Annotated in this window: 13 protein-coding genes and 1 tRNA gene; 6 read left to right on the forward strand and 8 right to left on the reverse strand. The window is 69.1% G+C overall.

Going from position 1 to position 15,667, the window contains the following annotated elements; translation table 11 throughout:
• Positions 1-74 precede the first annotated feature (74 nt).
• From ACFXK0_RS11230 to ACFXK0_RS11240, 3 genes are all read right to left on the reverse strand, one after another.
• Positions 75-1,055 carry a ribose-phosphate diphosphokinase gene (locus ACFXK0_RS11230; protein WP_110039788.1) on the reverse strand — a complete coding sequence of 327 codons (981 nt, stop codon included), beginning with the start codon at positions 1,053-1,055 and terminating at the stop codon, positions 75-77.
• Positions 1,052-2,542 (reverse strand): bifunctional UDP-N-acetylglucosamine diphosphorylase/glucosamine-1-phosphate N-acetyltransferase GlmU, encoded by a 1,491-nt coding sequence (gene glmU / locus ACFXK0_RS11235; RefSeq protein ID WP_379409948.1) that lies wholly within the window; start codon positions 2,540-2,542, stop codon positions 1,052-1,054. Before glmU ends, ACFXK0_RS11230 begins: the two co-directional genes overlap by 4 nt.
• Before the next feature lie 92 nt (positions 2,543-2,634).
• A tRNA-Gln gene (locus tag ACFXK0_RS11240) sits at positions 2,635-2,705 on the reverse strand.
• A gap of 209 nt (positions 2,706-2,914) precedes the next feature.
• Here ACFXK0_RS11240 and ACFXK0_RS11245 point away from each other — a divergent pair.
• Together ACFXK0_RS11245 and ACFXK0_RS11250 are read left to right on the forward strand one after the other, a co-directional pair.
• Positions 2,915-3,553: a TetR/AcrR family transcriptional regulator gene (locus ACFXK0_RS11245; RefSeq protein WP_379409949.1), complete on the forward strand. Its 639-nt coding sequence runs from the start codon at positions 2,915-2,917 to the stop codon at positions 3,551-3,553.
• A 158-nt stretch (positions 3,554-3,711) separates the two neighbouring features.
• Positions 3,712-4,359 (forward strand): TetR family transcriptional regulator, encoded by a 648-nt coding sequence (locus ACFXK0_RS11250; RefSeq protein ID WP_379409951.1) that lies wholly within the window; start codon positions 3,712-3,714, stop codon positions 4,357-4,359.
• Here ACFXK0_RS11250 and ACFXK0_RS11255 read toward each other — a convergent pair whose 3' ends face one another.
• Complete coding sequence (locus tag ACFXK0_RS11255; RefSeq protein WP_379409952.1) at positions 4,360-4,986, reverse strand: TIGR03085 family metal-binding protein; 627 nt, start codon at positions 4,984-4,986, stop codon at positions 4,360-4,362. It abuts the gene before it with no gap.
• A 129-nt stretch (positions 4,987-5,115) separates the two neighbouring features.
• On the opposite strand from ACFXK0_RS11255, the gene mfd reads away from it, so the two are divergent.
• Entirely contained in the window at positions 5,116-8,730 is a 3,615-nt protein-coding gene (gene mfd / locus ACFXK0_RS11260; RefSeq protein WP_379409954.1) for a transcription-repair coupling factor, read from the forward strand.
• Entirely contained in the window at positions 8,727-9,428 is a 702-nt protein-coding gene (locus ACFXK0_RS11265) for a MazG family protein (RefSeq protein ID WP_379409955.1), read from the forward strand. Before mfd ends, ACFXK0_RS11265 begins: the two co-directional genes overlap by 4 nt.
• A gap of 66 nt (positions 9,429-9,494) precedes the next feature.
• Here the strand turns inward: ACFXK0_RS11265 and ACFXK0_RS11270 are convergent, their stop codons facing one another.
• On the reverse strand, positions 9,495-10,058 hold the full coding sequence (locus ACFXK0_RS11270) for a hypothetical protein (RefSeq protein ID WP_379409956.1): 564 nt from the start codon (positions 10,056-10,058) through the stop codon (positions 9,495-9,497).
• Between the two features lie 212 nt (positions 10,059-10,270).
• Between ACFXK0_RS11270 and ACFXK0_RS11275 the strand changes: the two genes are divergently transcribed.
• Entirely contained in the window at positions 10,271-10,750 is a 480-nt protein-coding gene (locus ACFXK0_RS11275) for a hypothetical protein (RefSeq protein ID WP_379409957.1), read from the forward strand.
• Between the two features lie 56 nt (positions 10,751-10,806).
• The gene (locus ACFXK0_RS11280; RefSeq protein WP_379409958.1) at positions 10,807-11,382 is read left to right on the forward strand and encodes a TerD family protein; all 576 of its coding nucleotides are present in this window, start codon (positions 10,807-10,809) and stop codon (positions 11,380-11,382) included.
• A 258-nt stretch (positions 11,383-11,640) separates the two neighbouring features.
• On the opposite strand, the gene ACFXK0_RS11285 is transcribed toward ACFXK0_RS11280, so the two are convergent.
• The 3 genes from ACFXK0_RS11285 to ACFXK0_RS11295 are packed head-to-tail and all read right to left on the reverse strand — an operon-like array spanning position 11,641 to position 15,631.
• On the reverse strand, positions 11,641-13,044 hold the full coding sequence (locus ACFXK0_RS11285; RefSeq protein WP_379409960.1) for an MATE family efflux transporter: 1,404 nt from the start codon (positions 13,042-13,044) through the stop codon (positions 11,641-11,643).
• 43 nt (positions 13,045-13,087) lie between these two features.
• On the reverse strand, positions 13,088-14,122 hold the full coding sequence (locus ACFXK0_RS11290) for a PLP-dependent cysteine synthase family protein (protein ID WP_379409961.1): 1,035 nt from the start codon (positions 14,120-14,122) through the stop codon (positions 13,088-13,090).
• Between the two features lie 39 nt (positions 14,123-14,161).
• A complete protein-coding gene (locus ACFXK0_RS11295) occupies positions 14,162-15,631 on the reverse strand; it encodes a Y4yA family PLP-dependent enzyme (protein WP_379409962.1) in 1,470 nt (489 codons plus the stop codon).
• Between the last annotated feature and the right edge of the window lie 36 nt (positions 15,632-15,667).

Below are 15,667 nucleotides of genomic sequence, written 5' to 3' on the forward strand. Positions count from 1 at the left end.
AGTCCAGACCCACTTACGACCGGCAAGAATCGCGGGGAGGCGGACTAGCAAAAATCCCGGAGAGGCGGACAAGCTCAGGCGTTGCCGTTGAAGAGGCCCGTGACTGAGCCGTTTTCGAAGACCTCGCGGATCGTGCGTGCCAGCAGCGGCGCGATCGACAGCACCGTCAGCGTCGGGAACTTCTTCTCCTCGCTGATCGGCAGCGTGTTGGTGATGACGACTTCCCTGGCACCACAGTTGGCCAGCCGCTCGGCGGCCGGGTCGCTCAGCACACCGTGGGTGGCCGCGATGATGACATCGCCCGCGCCTGCTTCCTTGAGCACCTTCACCGCGCCCGCGATGGTGCCACCGGTGTCGATCATGTCGTCGATGAGCACGCAGGTGCGGCCTTCGACGTCACCGACCACGCGGTTGGACTTCACCTGGTTGGGCACCAGCGGGTCGCGGGTCTTGTGGATGAACGCCAGCGGGGTGCCGCCGAGCGAGTCGGCCCACTTCTCGGCGACCTTCACGCGGCCTGCGTCGGGGGAGACCACGGCCAGGTTGTCCGACGGGTAGTTGGTGCGGATGTACTCCGAGAGCTGCACCAGCGCGTGCATGTGATCGACGGGGCCGTCGAAGAAGCCCTGGATCTGGTCGGTGTGCAGGTCGACGGTGATGATGCGGTCGGCGCCCGCGGTCTTGAGCAGGTCGGCGACCAGGCGGGCCGAGATCGGCTCGCGGCCGCGGTGCTTCTTGTCCTGGCGGGCGTAGGGGTAGAACGGCAGCACCGCGGTGATCCGCTTGGCCGAACCGCGCTTGAGCGCGTCGATCATGATGAGCTGTTCCATCAGCCACTGGTTGAGCGGTGCGGGGAAGCTCTGCAGCACGAAGGCGTCGGAACCGCGGACCGACTCCTCGAACCGGACGAAGATCTCGCCGTTGGCGAAGTCACGCGCGGTCTGCGGGGTGATGTCGACGTCCAGTTCCTTGGCGACCTGTTCGGCCAGCTCAGGATGTGACCGCCCTGCGAAGAGCATCAAGTTCTTCTGGTTGTCGATCGAGAACGCGGTCACTGCTGGTTGCCATCCTTTTGCTCGATTGCCTTGTTCGACGTCTCGTCATTCGCGATGGCTTCCGCCGCCGCGCGTGCCGCAGCGGTTCCTGGACGGTAGCGCTGCACCCAGTTCTCAATAGTGCGCTGTGGCCCACCCGACACGGCCAGTGCCCCCGGTGGAACGCTTCTGCGCAGTACAGTACCCGCTCCCGTATACGCGCCGTCACCCACCGTGACCGGAGCGATGAACATGGTGTCGCTACCGGTTCGCACGTGTGAACCGACCACAGTGTGGTGTTTGTTGACACCGTCATAGTTCACGAAAACGCTCGAAGCGCCGATGTTGCTGTACTCGCCGATGGTCGCGTCACCGACGTAGGTAAGGTGCGGCACCTTCGAGTGCGCTCCGATCGATGCGTTCTTCGTCTCGACGAAGGCGCCGAGCTTGCCCTCGGTGCCGACGACGGTGCCCGGCCGCAGGTAGCTGAACGGTCCGATGGTCGCGCCGTCACCGATCTCGGCGAGCTCGCCGTGGGTACGTACGACGCTCGCGCCGTCGCCGACGACCACATCGGTCAGCGTGGTGTCCGGTCCGATCTCGGCGTCCTCGCCGATGTCGGTGCTGCCGAAGAGCTGGGTGCCTGGCCGCAGCACGGCGTCGCGCCCGATCCGCACGCTCGCGTCGATCCAGGTCGTCGCCGGGTCGATGATGGTCACCCCGGAGCGCATGTGGCGTTCGAGGATGTAGCGGTTGAGGGTGGCGCCGGCGGCCGACAGCTGCACCCGGTCGTTGACGCCGGTGACCTTGTTCGAGTCGACCAGCCGCGCGCCGTGCACCGGATGACCGGCTTCGCGCGCGAGCCGCAGCACATCGGTGAGGTAGAGCTCGTGCTGGGCGTTGGCGGTGGACAGGCGCCCGATCATGGTCCGCAGGACAGCGGCGCCGAAGGCGTAGACGCCGGAGTTGACCTCGTTGATCCTGGCCTGCTCCGGGGTGGCGTCGGCGTGCTCGACGATCTCGGCGACCTGGCCGTCGGCGTCGCGCACGATCCGGCCGTAGCCGTTGGCGTCGTCGGGGACGAAGGTGAGCACGGTGACCGCGGGCCGCTCGGCGTAGCTGCGGTGCTCGTCGAGCAGCGCGGACAGCGTGTGCCCGTCCAGCAGCGGCACGTCGGCGGAGGTGACGAGCAGATCGCCGGTGAAGTCGTCGGGGACCGCGCTCAGCGCGCACTGCACGGCGTGCCCGGTGCCGAGCTGCTGTTCCTGCACGGCGCAGACGAGGTCGCGCCCGAGTTCCTTGCCGACCTCGGCGACGGCGGCGCCGACCTTCTCGCGATCGTGGCCGACCACGGTGATCAGGTGGGTCGGGTCGATCTCCGCGGCGGCGTGCAGCGCGTGCGAGAGCATCGAGCGCCCGGCCAAGGGGTGCAGCACTTTCGGCGTCTTCGACCGCATTCGCGTCCCGGCCCCGGCTGCGAGAACGACGACGGCGGTCTGCGGTGACATGAATCTCCCTCGGCTGCCTGTCAGCGAGTGTGCTGTGGCGGGTTCGGTCAATGATGGTGCGGGCCGACGATACGTCACTGTGTCCGTGTGTGCTCCGCCGCCAGGACTCGAACCTGAACTATCTGAACCAAAATCAGAGGTGCTGCCATTACACTACGGCGGATCGCCACACCAGTGGGCCGCCTGGGCCCACCACTGTGCTACGGCACGGCATGATCCTCGCATACGTGACCGCCCTCCGGCGAATCTTGTGTGTGCCTGTCGCACCCGCCGTCTCACCGCGTTGTTAGCCTTCTGGGACAGATCGGACAGACACGGAGAGGCGGGGGCAGCATGTCTGCTAGCGAGCCGGGTCGGACGCCGCGGCCACGGATGACCGGGACGCAACGGCGCCAGCAGCTGATCGAGATCGGTCGCGCGTTGTTCGCCGAGCGGGGCTACGACGCGACCTCGATCGAGGAGATCGCCCAGCGTGCGCAGGTCTCCAAGCCGGTGGTCTACGAGCATTTCGGCGGTAAGGAGGGCCTCTACGCGGTGGTCGTCGACCGTGAGATGTCGATGCTGCTGGACATGGTCACCTCGTCGCTGACCCAGAACCGCTCCCGCGTGCGGCTCGAACAGGTGGCGCTGGCGCTGCTCACCTATATCGAGGAACGCACCGACGGCTTCCGGATCCTGGTCCGCGACCAGCCCGCGCCCAATGCCGACGGCCGGTACTCGAGCCTGCTCAACGAGGCCGTCAACCAGGTCGCCCACATCCTGGCCGGCGATTTCGGCCGCCGTGATCTGGACCCGAGCCTGGCTCCGCTCTACGCGCAGGCACTCGTCGGGATGGTGTCCACCGCGGCGACCTGGTGGCTCGACGAGCGCACCCCGCCGAAGGAAGTGGTCGCGGCGCATCTGGTCAACCTGTGCTGGAACGGATTGAGCCACTTGGAAGCCGAACCGGGTCTCAGCTCCGAATGGAATACCGGGACCGCGCCGACCGGTGGCGGGGTAACCGGACGATAGCGCCCGTGCTGGGTGAATCGAGGATTCGGCTGCTGTGCGGGCGCCTGATGGTACGGTTCACCCATCCTTTTGGGTGCTGCCGGGCGGTATGTCGATCAAACTTCTTCGATGTCGGTCTACTTCAGGATGGCTGGATTATTGGATGACAGGCGGATCTGATGGCTAGGCAAGCGCGCGCGGAGATCACCCGCGACTCCGTCCTTGCAGGCGCTGCCGATGTCTTTCTCCGTTTGGGCTACGCCAACGCGAGTCTCAGCGAAATCATCGCGCAGTCCAATGTGACCAAGGGCGCCTTGTATTTTCACTTCGGCTCCAAGGAGGAGCTGGCGCGGGCGGTGGTCGACCAGGGCAACGAGCGCCTGATCGGCTCGTGCCAGGGCTTCTTCGACTCCCGGGTGCCCGCGCTGGAGGCGTGCATCGGGATCACCTACGTGGTGGCCGACCTGTCGATGAACGACCCGATGGTCGGGGCGATGCTCAAGCTCACCCACCAGATCGGCGACTATCGCGGCGCGCAGGGCGACAACATCGCCAAGACCTGGGGCGATACCTACCGGGTGCTGGCCGAACGCGCCATCGCCCAGGGTGACCTGGTCGCCGAGCTCGACGCCGACGTGGTCGGGCTGCTGCTGCAGGAGCTCACCGCGGGCGTGCACATCGTCGCCGTCGGCACCGACTCGATCGAGGAGATGTCGGCCAGGATGGAGCGGGCCTGGTACTTCCTGCTGCCCTCGCTGGTGCCCGCGGAGAAGCTCTCCTACTTCCGCGAGTTCGCGGCGCGCAGGCTGCGGCGCTATATCGGCTGATCAGATGCTGCGGTCGGAGGCGAGCACCGCGCGCACGTCGGCCTCGTCGCCGCTGGTTTCGATCCGCACCTCGTCGCGGCCGAAGGCGTGCAGCACCAGCTCCGAGGGCGGCGCGGTGAGTAGTACCACTCCGGGGCCGTCGGCCTTGTGCGCGGTGATCCGGGCGCCGTCCGGGGTCGCGAGGACCACCGCGACCGGCGCCTTGCGGTAGGCCGCGCGGGCCATCTGCCGCAGCGTCTTCCACAGCCTGGCTTCGTCCTCGGCGGCCAATTGCCTTGGCTCCCAGCCGGGTTCGGCGCGGCGCAGGTCTTCGTGGTGGACGAACATCTCGGTCAGATTGGCGATCGCGTCGACCGGGCGCAGCGGCGACCACAGCGGCGGACCGGTCCGCACCAGCTCGGCGAGCTCGGTGAACGGCCGCTGCGCGATCTTCGCCTGCACCGAGTCCAGATAGCCGGCCAGCGGCTTGACCAGGATGCCCAGCGAGGCGTCCGGCCTGCGCTCGCGGACCACCAGGTGGGCGGCGAGGTCGTGTGCGGTCCAGGTACCGCACAGGGTCGGCGCGGCCGGACCCACCTCGAGCATCGTTTCGACCAGGGCGCGGCGTTCGCGTTGAGCCAGACTCACCTGCTCGACCCTACGCGCACGCACACCGGGTCGCCTGGTCGAACGGCCTGTCCGTGGGCTTGTCGGACCCGGTGACTAGACTTCCCTACGGCTCATCGACCATCCCGTCTGCGCACTACAGGAGCGTTCATGTCCTCCCTTCGTCCTCCGCTCGCCGGTCTGGTCGAGGCGGCCGGGGGTGACGCGGCGCTGCGCGCGGTCGCCGACCTGGTCGGCAAGTCCGGGGTGGAACTGGTCGCGCCCTCGGCGGTGCGCCCGTTCGTCGCCGCTACCCTCGCCGCGCACCAGCCGCTGGTCGTGGTCACCGCGACCGGTCGCGAGGCCGACGATCTGACCCTGGAACTGGACGAGATCCTCGGGTCGACGGTCGCCCAGTTCCCGTCCTGGGAGACGCTGCCGCACGAGCGGCTCTCACCCGGGGCCGACACGGTGGGCCGCAGGCTGGAGGTGCTGCGCCGCCTCGCCCATCCCGACGACCCGATCTACCCGGAGCCGCTGCGGGTGGTGGTCACCACGGTGCGCTCGCTCATGCAGCCGATGACGGCCGGGCTCGGCGATATCGCGCCGATCGTGCTGCGCACCGGCGCCGAGTTCGATTTCGACGAATTGCTCGCCCGCCTGGTGGAATTCGCGTATACCCGGGTCGACATGGTCGGCAAGCGCGGTGAGTTCGCCGTGCGTGGCGGCATCCTCGACCTGTTCGCGCCGACCGCGGATCATCCGGTGCGCGTGGAGTTCTGGGGCGACGAGGTCAGCGAGATCCGCCCGTTCTCGGTGGCCGATCAGCGTTCGCTCGGCGAGCAGACCGTGGAGCTGGTCGTCGCGCCGCCGTGTCGCGAACTGCTGCTCACCGCGCCGGTGCGCGAACGTGCCGCCGCCGTGGCCGCCGACAATGCCGCCGACGCCGCCCTGGTGGAGATGCTGGACAAGATCGCCGAGGGCATCCCGGTCGACGGCATGGAAGCCCTGCTGCCGGTGCTCGCGCCCGGCAAGCTCAGCCTGCTCACCGAGGCGCTGCCCGCGGGCACCCATCTGCTGCTGTGCGATCCGGAGAAGATCCGCACCCGCGCCGCCGATCTCGTGCGCACCGGCGCGGAGTTCCTGGAGGCGTCCTGGACCGCGGCCTCCTTCGGCGCCGACGCGCCGCTGGGCGCGCACGGCCTCGACCTGGCCGCCTCCGGCTATCGCAACCTGCCCGAATTGCACACCAGCGCAGAAGAACTCGGCCTGCCCTGGTGGACGCTGAGCCCGCTCAGCTCCGGCGATCCGGCCGAGGTGAACCTGCCGGTGCTGGCCGGTCCGACCGCGCGCGGGTCCGAGGAACTGGTCGCCACGATCTTCGCCTCGCTGCGCGCGCACGTCGCCACCGGCGGCCGCGCCGTCGTGGTGGTCACCGGTCACGGCACCGCCCAGCGCGTGCTCGAGCGGCTCGGTGAGGCCGAGGTCTCCTCGGCGCTGCTGGCCGCGGGCGCGGTCCCGGAATCGGGTGTGGTCGGGGTGCTGTGCGGGTCGCTGCACGACGGCCTGATCTTCGATGACGCCGGCCTGGTCGTCGTCGCCGAATCCGACCTCACCGGCAACCGCGTCACCGCGCCCACCGAGGGCAAGCGGCTGCCCGCCAAGCGGCGCAACCAGGTCGACCCGCTGGCGCTGTCGGCCGGCGACATGGTGGTGCACGACCAGCACGGCATCGGCCGCTTCGTCGAGATGATCGAGCGCACCATCGGTGGCGCGCGCCGCGAGTACCTGGTCATCGAGTATGCGCCGAGCAAGCGCGGCCAGCCCGGCGACCGGCTGTTCGTGCCGATGGAATCGCTTGACCAGCTCGCCCGCTACGTCGGCGGCGAGCTGCCGAGCCTGTCCAAGCTCGGCGGTTCGGACTGGGCGAACACCAAACGCAAGGCGCGCAAGGCCGTTCGCGAGATCGCCGGCGAACTGGTGCAGCTCTACGCGGCCCGCCAAGCGGCGCCGGGTCACGCCTTCGCTCCGGATACCCCGTGGCAGCAGGAGATGGAGGACGCCTTCGCCTTCACCGAGACCGTCGACCAGATGACCGCCATCACCGACGTGAAGGCCGATATGGAGAAGGCGGTCCCGATGGACCGCGTGGTCTGCGGCGACGTGGGCTACGGCAAGACCGAGATCGCCGTGCGTGCGGCGTTCAAGGCGGTGCAGGACGGTAAGCAGGTCGTGGTGCTTGTCCCGACCACCCTGCTGGCCCAGCAGCACTTGCAGACCTTCACCGAGCGCGTCGCCGGTTTCCCGGTCACGGTGAAGGGCCTGTCGCGCTTCACCGACGCGGCCGAGTCCAAGGAGATCATGGCCGGCATGGCCGAAGGCGAGGTCGACATCGTGGTCGGCACGCACCGGCTGCTGCAGACCGGCGTGCGCTGGAAGGACCTCGGCCTGGTCATCGTCGACGAGGAGCAGCGCTTCGGTGTCGAACACAAGGAACACATCAAGGCGCTGCGCACCCACGTCGACGTGCTCACCATGTCGGCCACCCCGATCCCGCGCACCCTGGAGATGAGCCTGGCCGGCATCCGCGAGATGTCGACCATCCTCACCCCGCCCGAGGAACGCCACCCGGTGCTCACCTATGTCGGCGCCTACAACGACAAGCAGGTCACCGCCGCCATCCGCCGCGAGCTGATGCGCGACGGCCAGGTGTTCTACGTGCACAACCGGGTGTCCTCGATCGACAAGGCCGCCAAGAAGATTCGCGACCTGGTGCCCGAGGCGCGGGTGGTCGTCGCGCACGGGCAGATGAACGAGGACCAGCTCGAGCGCACCGTGCAGGGTTTCTGGCAGCGCGAATTCGATGTGCTGGTCTGCACCACCATTATCGAGACCGGCCTCGACATCTCCAATGCCAACACCCTGCTCGTGGAACGCGCCGACGCCCTCGGCCTGTCGCAGCTGCACCAGCTGCGCGGCCGCGTCGGCCGGTCCCGCGAGCGCGGCTACGCCTACTTCCTGTACCCGCCGGAGAAGCCGCTCACCGAGACGGCCTACGACCGGCTGGCCACCATCGCCCAGAACTCCGATCTGGGCGCCGGTATGGCCGTGGCCATGAAGGACCTCGAGATCCGTGGCGCGGGCAATGTGCTGGGCGCCGAGCAGTCCGGGCATGTCGCCGGGGTCGGCTTCGACCTGTACGTGCGGCTGGTCGGTGAGGCCGTCGAGGCGTATCGCGCGGCCGCCGACGGCAAACCGATCGTCACCGAGGAGACCAAGGAGGTGCGCATCGACCTGCCGGTGGACGCGCACATCCCGCCCGACTACATCGCCAGCGACCGGCTGCGGCTCGAGGCCTACCGCAAACTCGCCTCGGCACAGGACGATACGGCGCTCTCGGCGGTCATCGAGGAACTCGTCGACCGGTACGGTCCGCTGCCGGTGGAGGTCGGCAGGCTGGTGTCGGTGGCCAAGCTGCGGCTGCTGGCCCGCTCCTACGATGTGTCCGAGATCGTCGTCACCGGAACCACTCTCAAGCTCGCCCCGCTGAATCTGCCCGATTCCAAGCAGCTGCGGCTCAAGCGGATCTACCCCAGCGCCACCTACCGCGCGGCCAGCGGCCTGGTGCAGGTGCCGCTGCCACGCGTCACCGACAGCATCGGCGCCGACCGGGTGCGCGATCTCGCCGTACTGCAGTTCGTCGCCGACCTGCTGCTCGCACTCGACGGCAAAGCCCAAGGCGCGGTGGATCTCTCGGTGCCGACCGAAGCCACGGCGCAGCGATGAGCGAGCACACCGAGCGCGCCGATACCGCCGTAGTGGCGGCCGGCCTGGCCGACGCCGTCGAGGTGATGGACCGGCTGTGGCACTTCGGCGGCTGGGAACGCACCCAGACCCACGATTCCCTGCGCCCCTACCTGCTCGAGGAGACCTACGAGCTGCTCGACGCCATCGGCGCGGGCGACGCCGAGACCATCAAGGAGGAACTCGGCGACCTGCTGCTCCAGGTGCTGTTCCACTCCCGAATCGCCGAGGCCGCAGGCGAATTCACCGTCGACGAGGTCGCCGCCGCGCTCGTCGCCAAGCTCGTGCACCGCAGTCCGCACCTGAGCGCGGCCGAACTGCCCGCCGACACCTCGGTCGCCGACAAGATCGCCGCCCAGGAAAAGGCTTGGGAGGAACGCAAATCCGCGGAGAAGGCCCGCCGCTCCTGCCTCGACGGCATCGCCATGGCCCAGCCCGCTCTCGCCCTGGCCGAGAAGGTCCGCGCCCGCAGCGCCCGCGCCGGTCTGCCCGACGACCTGGTGCCCGCCGCGCTGCGGGTGGTCGAACTCGGTGGTCCCGACAGCGCCGAGGAGCGCCTGCGCACGGCCACCCTGGCCTTCGCCGACACCATCCGCGCCGCCGAGGACGCCGCGGAATCTGCACGCGGCGAACGTCTTCCGCTCACATCGGCGGACTGGCGGGCCTTCTGGTCGCGCTGACCGGTAGCCGACGAGCCGACCGGCGCGCCCGATCGCGAGCGCGCGGTCCATGGCGGTGACGACCGGTCAGGGCACGACGAGATCGGTGCCCATCGGGATGCTGGGATGGTCGGTGGTGAGATCGATGTGGACCCGGCCCGGTCCGGTGGGCAGATACACCGACGGTGCCTTGCGGTCGTGGTCCGCGGAGAACGGCTCCAGGTAGCGGGTGTGCGCGCCCGCCGCGCCGGTGTCGAGATTGCGCCAGTGCAGCGTGGCGCGCAGATTGCAGGCACCGATCGGATTGCTGGGAGTGAGCCACCACCCCGAGATGAGCTGTAGTGCCACGAAATGCTCGGCGCCGACCGGTGTGCTCGGCTGATAGGCGTTGGTGCTCACCGGACCGTCGTAGGCCGCACCGGAAACAGTGAGCGGGCCAGCGCACAGGCCATCGCCGATGGTGGCCGTCGGCCCGATCGTCACCGGAACGCGCGCGCACGGCCGCGGGCCCTCGGAGGAGTAGAAGGGCACACATCCCTCGGGTCCGCCGGTCGGAGTGACAGCGGGCTCGGCCTGTGCGAGCACCGGCGTCCAGAGGGCGGTACCCAACAGTGTGACTGTGGCGGCACGCAGCGAATTCCGAATGATCATCACGTCAGCCTGTCGTCGACGAGCTTCGATCAGTTACCGATGGGCTAACGATACGCCGCCGGTGCCGGAATCTCACGGGGTCTGAGACGTTGCTGAGATGTGGTGGACAATCCTCGCTGTGCCAGCGAGCAAGGGCCGCAGCGAATTAGACTCGGGAACGCGCGCCGTTCGCGGTGGGCGCGTCGTGTCCGACGATCGTTGAGGTGAGGCAGATGGCAACTGGAATCGAACCCGCACAGCAGGAGACCGCGATCGATCACCCAGAACTGGATGTGTTGCCGGTCTGGCCGCAGGAGACCATCGCGGTGCTGGTGACCACCGACGCCGGTCCGCACGCGATCCCCGTGTCGTGGCCGGTGCGCGCCGGTGACCGCCGGATTCTGCTCAGCCTGAAGTCCGATCGCGGCTCGCTGGCCCGGTTGCGGGCGCAGCCGCAGGTGGCGTTGCTGATCCTCGGCGGCGGCAATGTCGCGCTGTGTGCGCGCGGACGGGCCACCGTGCTCGCCGAGCAGATGCCGTCGGCGGCCGACTACACGGCCGTGCAGCTCGACGTCGAGGTCATCGACGACCACCGGCAGTCGGCCTTCGCGGTCGACCGTGGCATCCAGCGCACCGTGCTCGACGACACCGAGCTGCGCGCGCTGGAGAGCCGGGTCGAGACTCTGCGGTCCTGGGTGGACGACCAGCACTGACCCGGCCGTACGGCGTAATTTCCTCCACAGCACACCATCTGGACAGAAGGGTTTCCATGAGCGTCACACTCGCCAAGGGCGGCAATGTCTCGCTGTCGAAGCAGACCGACAATCTCACCAAGGTGTCGGTGGGCCTGGGCTGGGACGTGCGTACCACGACGGGCGCCGACCACGACCTGGACGCCAGCGCGCTGGCCACCGGGGCGAACCTGAAGGTGCTCTCCGATCAGCACTTCGTCTTCTACAACAACCTGCGCTCGCCCGAGGGCACCATCGAGCACACCGGTGACAACCTCACCGGCGAGGGCGAGGGCGACGACGAGGTCATCAATGTCGACCTGGCCGCCACCCCGCCGACGATCACCAACATCTTCTTCCCGGTGTCGATCCACGACGCGCAGGCCCGCGGCCAGTCCTTCGGCCAGATCCGCAACGCCTACATCCGCGTCACCGAGGCCAACACCGGCGTCGAACTGGCCCGCTACGACCTGTCCGAGGACGCCTCCACCGAGACCGCCATGGTCTTCGGCGAGCTGTACCGGCACAACAACGAGTGGAAGTTCCGCGCCATCGGCCAGGGCTACGCCTCCGGCCTGGCCGGCATCGCCCGAGACTACGGCGTCAACATCTGAGTTTTTGGAGCGCTGGCGCGCTCGAGGTCGCGGCCCCTGAGGGCCGCCGGTTAGGCACCGTTTCTTGCTCCTTCGTCGCGTACGAAACGGCGCCTAACCGGCGACCCGGCCGCGACCGCCGCTTCGCGGCGATCCCTCCTCGAGGTCGGGATGTGCGGGGCGGGGAGTGCGGGAGGCTGCGGACTTTGGCGGTGTGGTGTGTGGCTGGTAAGGCGGGAGCCTGCGGTCTTTGGTGGTGAGGTGTGGCTGGGAGTGCGGTCAGGCGGCTCGTGTTGTCTGCGTGGTGGCGGGGACGTTGGTCGGTTGGATTGTCGCGGCCTGGTCGAGCAGGGTGAAGTATTTGCGCAGCATCAGGACGGCGGTGGTTGCCAGGCCTGCCGTGAGGCCCCACCAGACGCCGGCCGCGCCCAGATGCAGGGGGAAGGCGAGCAGGAGGGCGGCGGGGAGGCCGACTGCCCAGTAGCCGACCAGGGAGAGGCGGAAGCCTGCTGAGGTTTCTTTGAGGCCGCGGAGCAGGCCGGTGCCGATGTTCTGGGCGGCGTCGAAGAACTGCAGGACGATGCCGATCAGCAGCAGGGTGTGGGCGATGGCGATGGTCTCGGTGTCGCCGGGGGCCAGGAACGGGGCGAGCACCAGGTCGGGGGCCACGACGTAGACCAGGCCGGTGACGCCGGCCAGGACCGCGGCGTGGCGCAGGGCCAGCCAGGCGACATGGCGGGCCTGGCCGTACTCGTCGCGGGCCACGCTGTGGCTGACCAGGATCGACGCGCCGTGCGAGAGGCCGATCGCGACCTGGAACACGATGTAGATGATCTGGTAGACCACATTGTGCGCGGCCAGCGCGGCCGGGCCGAAACTGCCCATGACCAGCGCGAGCACCGAGAACATGCCCGCTTCCGAGCCGTAGGTCAGCGCGATGGGGGTGCCGAGCCGCAGTTCCTCGCGCACGGTCGTCCAGCGCACCGGCCACGGTGTCGACGGCAGGGTGGGGCCGAGGCGGTCGTCGCGGCGCACCATCGCCCAGAACACCCCGCAGGTGATCAGGAAGACCAGCGAGGTGGCGATACCGACGCCGGTCAGCCCGCAGGCGGGGAGACCGGCCCAGCCGTGAATGAGGGCCAGTGCGAGCACCAGGTTCAGCGCCACCGAACCGAGCGTGACCAGCAGCAACGCCTGGGGCCGTTGCATGCCGACGGTGTACTGGCGCAGCACCTGGAACCACAGGCACGGCAGCAGACCGGGCGCGAGCGCGATCATCATCGGCCGCGCCAGCTCCAGCACGGCCGCGTCCTGGCCGAGCCAGGGCAGCACCCAGCCGAGCCCGATCAGCAGCGCGCCACCCAGCAGCCCGGCCAGGGTGGCGATGACGAAGGCGGCCCTGACCACCGCGCGCACCTCGTCGTCGGCGGAGTCGCCGCGTTTGGCGGCCGCGCCGAGTGCCCCGGCGATCTGGTTACCGGTGCCGGTGATCAACCCGACGCACATGGTCCGGATCTGGTTGAACAGCACCAGCGCCAGCCCACCCGCCGCCACCTCGCGCACGCCGAGGGTGCCCATCAGGGCGAGGTTGGTGGTCGACACCGCGATCTGCGCGAGCTGGGTCAGCGCGATCGGCGTGGCCAGTCTGGCCAGCGCGTTGCTGTCGGTGCGGGACCCGCTCACCCGGTCTCTCCGGGGCGGTTCGTCGTGCGGCGCGCGTTCGCGCTCACCTGACCTCCATCAATTCGTCGTGGCGCCGCAGCGGCGAGTAGCGGCGCAGCAGGGTGGTGACCTCGGCTTCAGCGGTGGCGTCGAGCAGGTCGCGGGCGGTCATCCAGTCGTCGTCGAAGACGGTGTCGAGATACTTCTCGCCGCCGTCGCACACGATGGTCACCACCGTCGACCCGGCCGGGAACTCTGCGAGCCGCGTCAAGGCATTGTGCACCGAACCGCCCGCCGACCCGCCGATCAGCAGCCCGTGTGTCCTGGCCACGGCGCGCGTGGTGGCGAAGGCGTCGACATCGCTGACCTTCACGCCCTCGTCGAGCTGGGTGTAGTCGACCGCGGTGCCGATGGTCGCGCCGGGCGGGGTGCCGGTGCCGGACTGCCAGTACGGCCCGCCCTCGCCGCCGAAGGCGATGGAACCGACCGGTTCGACCCCGATCACCCTGGCGGGTTTGCCGAGCTCGCGCAGCCGGGTGGCGGTCCCGAACAGCGACCCGCCGGTGCCGACCGCCGAGAGCAGGATGTCGACCCGCTCGACCTCGGCCAGCAACTCCTCGGCCACCGCGTAGTAGCCGACGGCATTGGCGTCGTTGTTGTGCTGTTCGGTGAAGTAGGCGTCGGCGCGGGCGGCGGCCATCGCCTCGGCGAGGTCCTCCCGTGCCGAGGTGGCCAGCTCGTCGTCACCGTCGTCGGCGACGAACACCAGGTCGGTGCCCATGGCCCGCATCGCGCGCAGTTTGTCCTTACAGGCGTGGTTGTCGACCACGGCGGTGAATCGGTAGCCACGTTCGGCCGCGACCACCGCCAGGCCGAGTCCGGTGTTGCCGGACGTCGACTCGATGATATGCCCGCCATCGCGCAGCAAACCCCGCCGCTCCGCGTCGAGCACCATCGACCTGGCCATCCGGATCTTGGCGGCGCCGGTCGGGTTGAACTGCTCGAGCTTGAGCAGCAGCCGGGTACCGGAGTCGGTGACGGCGAGTTCGAACAGGGGCGTGCGGCCGATCAGGTCCGTCACGCGCGTGACGAGAGCCATGGGGTGTTCCTCCATCAGGATCGAGAGCTCAGGGGAAGATCAGCGGGCCGTCGCGTCCAGGGTCCAGCGCAGCCGGTCGCCCTCGGTGCGCAGCAGCACCTTGGGCGGCAACGGGAGTTCGTGGAACGGTGACTCGTTGGAGTCCATCTGGTATCCGGCGGTGTTCGGGTAGACGAGCAGGTCGCCGACCCGGGCGCGCCGGGGCAGCGGGATGCGCCGCCTGCTCACCAGGTCGGATTCCAGACAGGTCGCCGCGCCGACGCAGGTGGGGGTGTGCGCGCCGGCACGCGCGGGCCACAGTACGGGATCGGGCAGGTACTCGCTGTCGAACCACTGCTCGGACAGGCTCAGGCTGGTGCCGTCGACGGTGAGGATGTCGTATGGGTTGCCTTGCGCTGTCCGGGTTTTCACCCCTTGCACCCGGAACACCGAACTGCCCGCGCGGTCCAGCAGCGCCCGGCCCGGTTCGACGGCCAGCCGGATCCCGTTGCGCCGCAGCCGCACAGCCAGATCGCCGTGGGACAGGATCGCGGTGAGCATGGCCGGGCCGGGCACGGGAAAGTGGTACGGGTAGTAGTCGCCCGGTGGTCGCGAATGAAACCAGTTGTTGCTCAGCGTCTTCTGAAACTCGGACCACGCCGAGGCGGGCAGGTAGTCCACACCGAAACCGCCGCCGATCGAGATCATCTCGGCCTGATGGCCACACGTGCGCGCGTGCAAACAGTGCTCGACCAGCGCGGCGGCCTGCTCGGCGCGGGCGGTGGCGTCGTAGCCGCCGAGATGGAAACTGAAGCCCGACAGCGTGATCGGCGCCTCGATCGTGTCGATGGCGGCCGACAGTTCGGCACGATCGAGCCCGAACCTGCTGGTAGAGCCATCGGGGAGGACGCGCAGCAGAATCCGCGCCGGGACCTCGAGCGCGCGCAACCGGTCCAGCTCGTCGAGCGCGTCGATCGCGATCACGGCGCGATGCCGGGCCGCCAGCCACAGCAGTTCACCGGACTTGGCGGGCCCGGTGACCATCAGATCCTCGCCCCGCACCCCCTGCGCCAGCGCCGCGACCAGCTCCCCGGTGCTGGCGACATCCACACCGGCCCCGGCTTCGGCGCACGCGCGCGCCACGGCCGCCGCCTTGTTCGCCTTCTTGCCGAAATACACGAATCCGTCGACCCCGGCGGTGGCGAGCGCGTCCTGAAAAGCGGTGACATTCACGGTGACCCGCTCCGGCACCAGCACATGGAACGGCCCGCCGACCGCCTCGGCGATCTCACCGAGCAGCAGCGGATCATCGAGCAACCGCGCCTGCGTCGCCTCGGGATGCGCGGGCATCGGCGGCGCGCAGGACGAGCCGACAGGCGCCGCGTCGACCCCCATCCGGTCGACGGACCTGCTGTGGTCGCGCGCGAGTCCGGCAGCTGCCGCGCCGGGCTGACCGCCGCCGAGTCGCAACGCATCGTCGACGCTGACAGGTTCCCGCGTGTCGGTGCCGGCGTCGCTGGTGCCGGACATCGTTTCCGCCGTGCCGGGAGTAAGGGAGCGATGGTC

Source organism: Nocardia sp. NPDC059177 (assembly GCF_042755165.1).
GTDB lineage: Bacteria > Actinomycetota > Actinomycetes > Mycobacteriales > Mycobacteriaceae > Nocardia.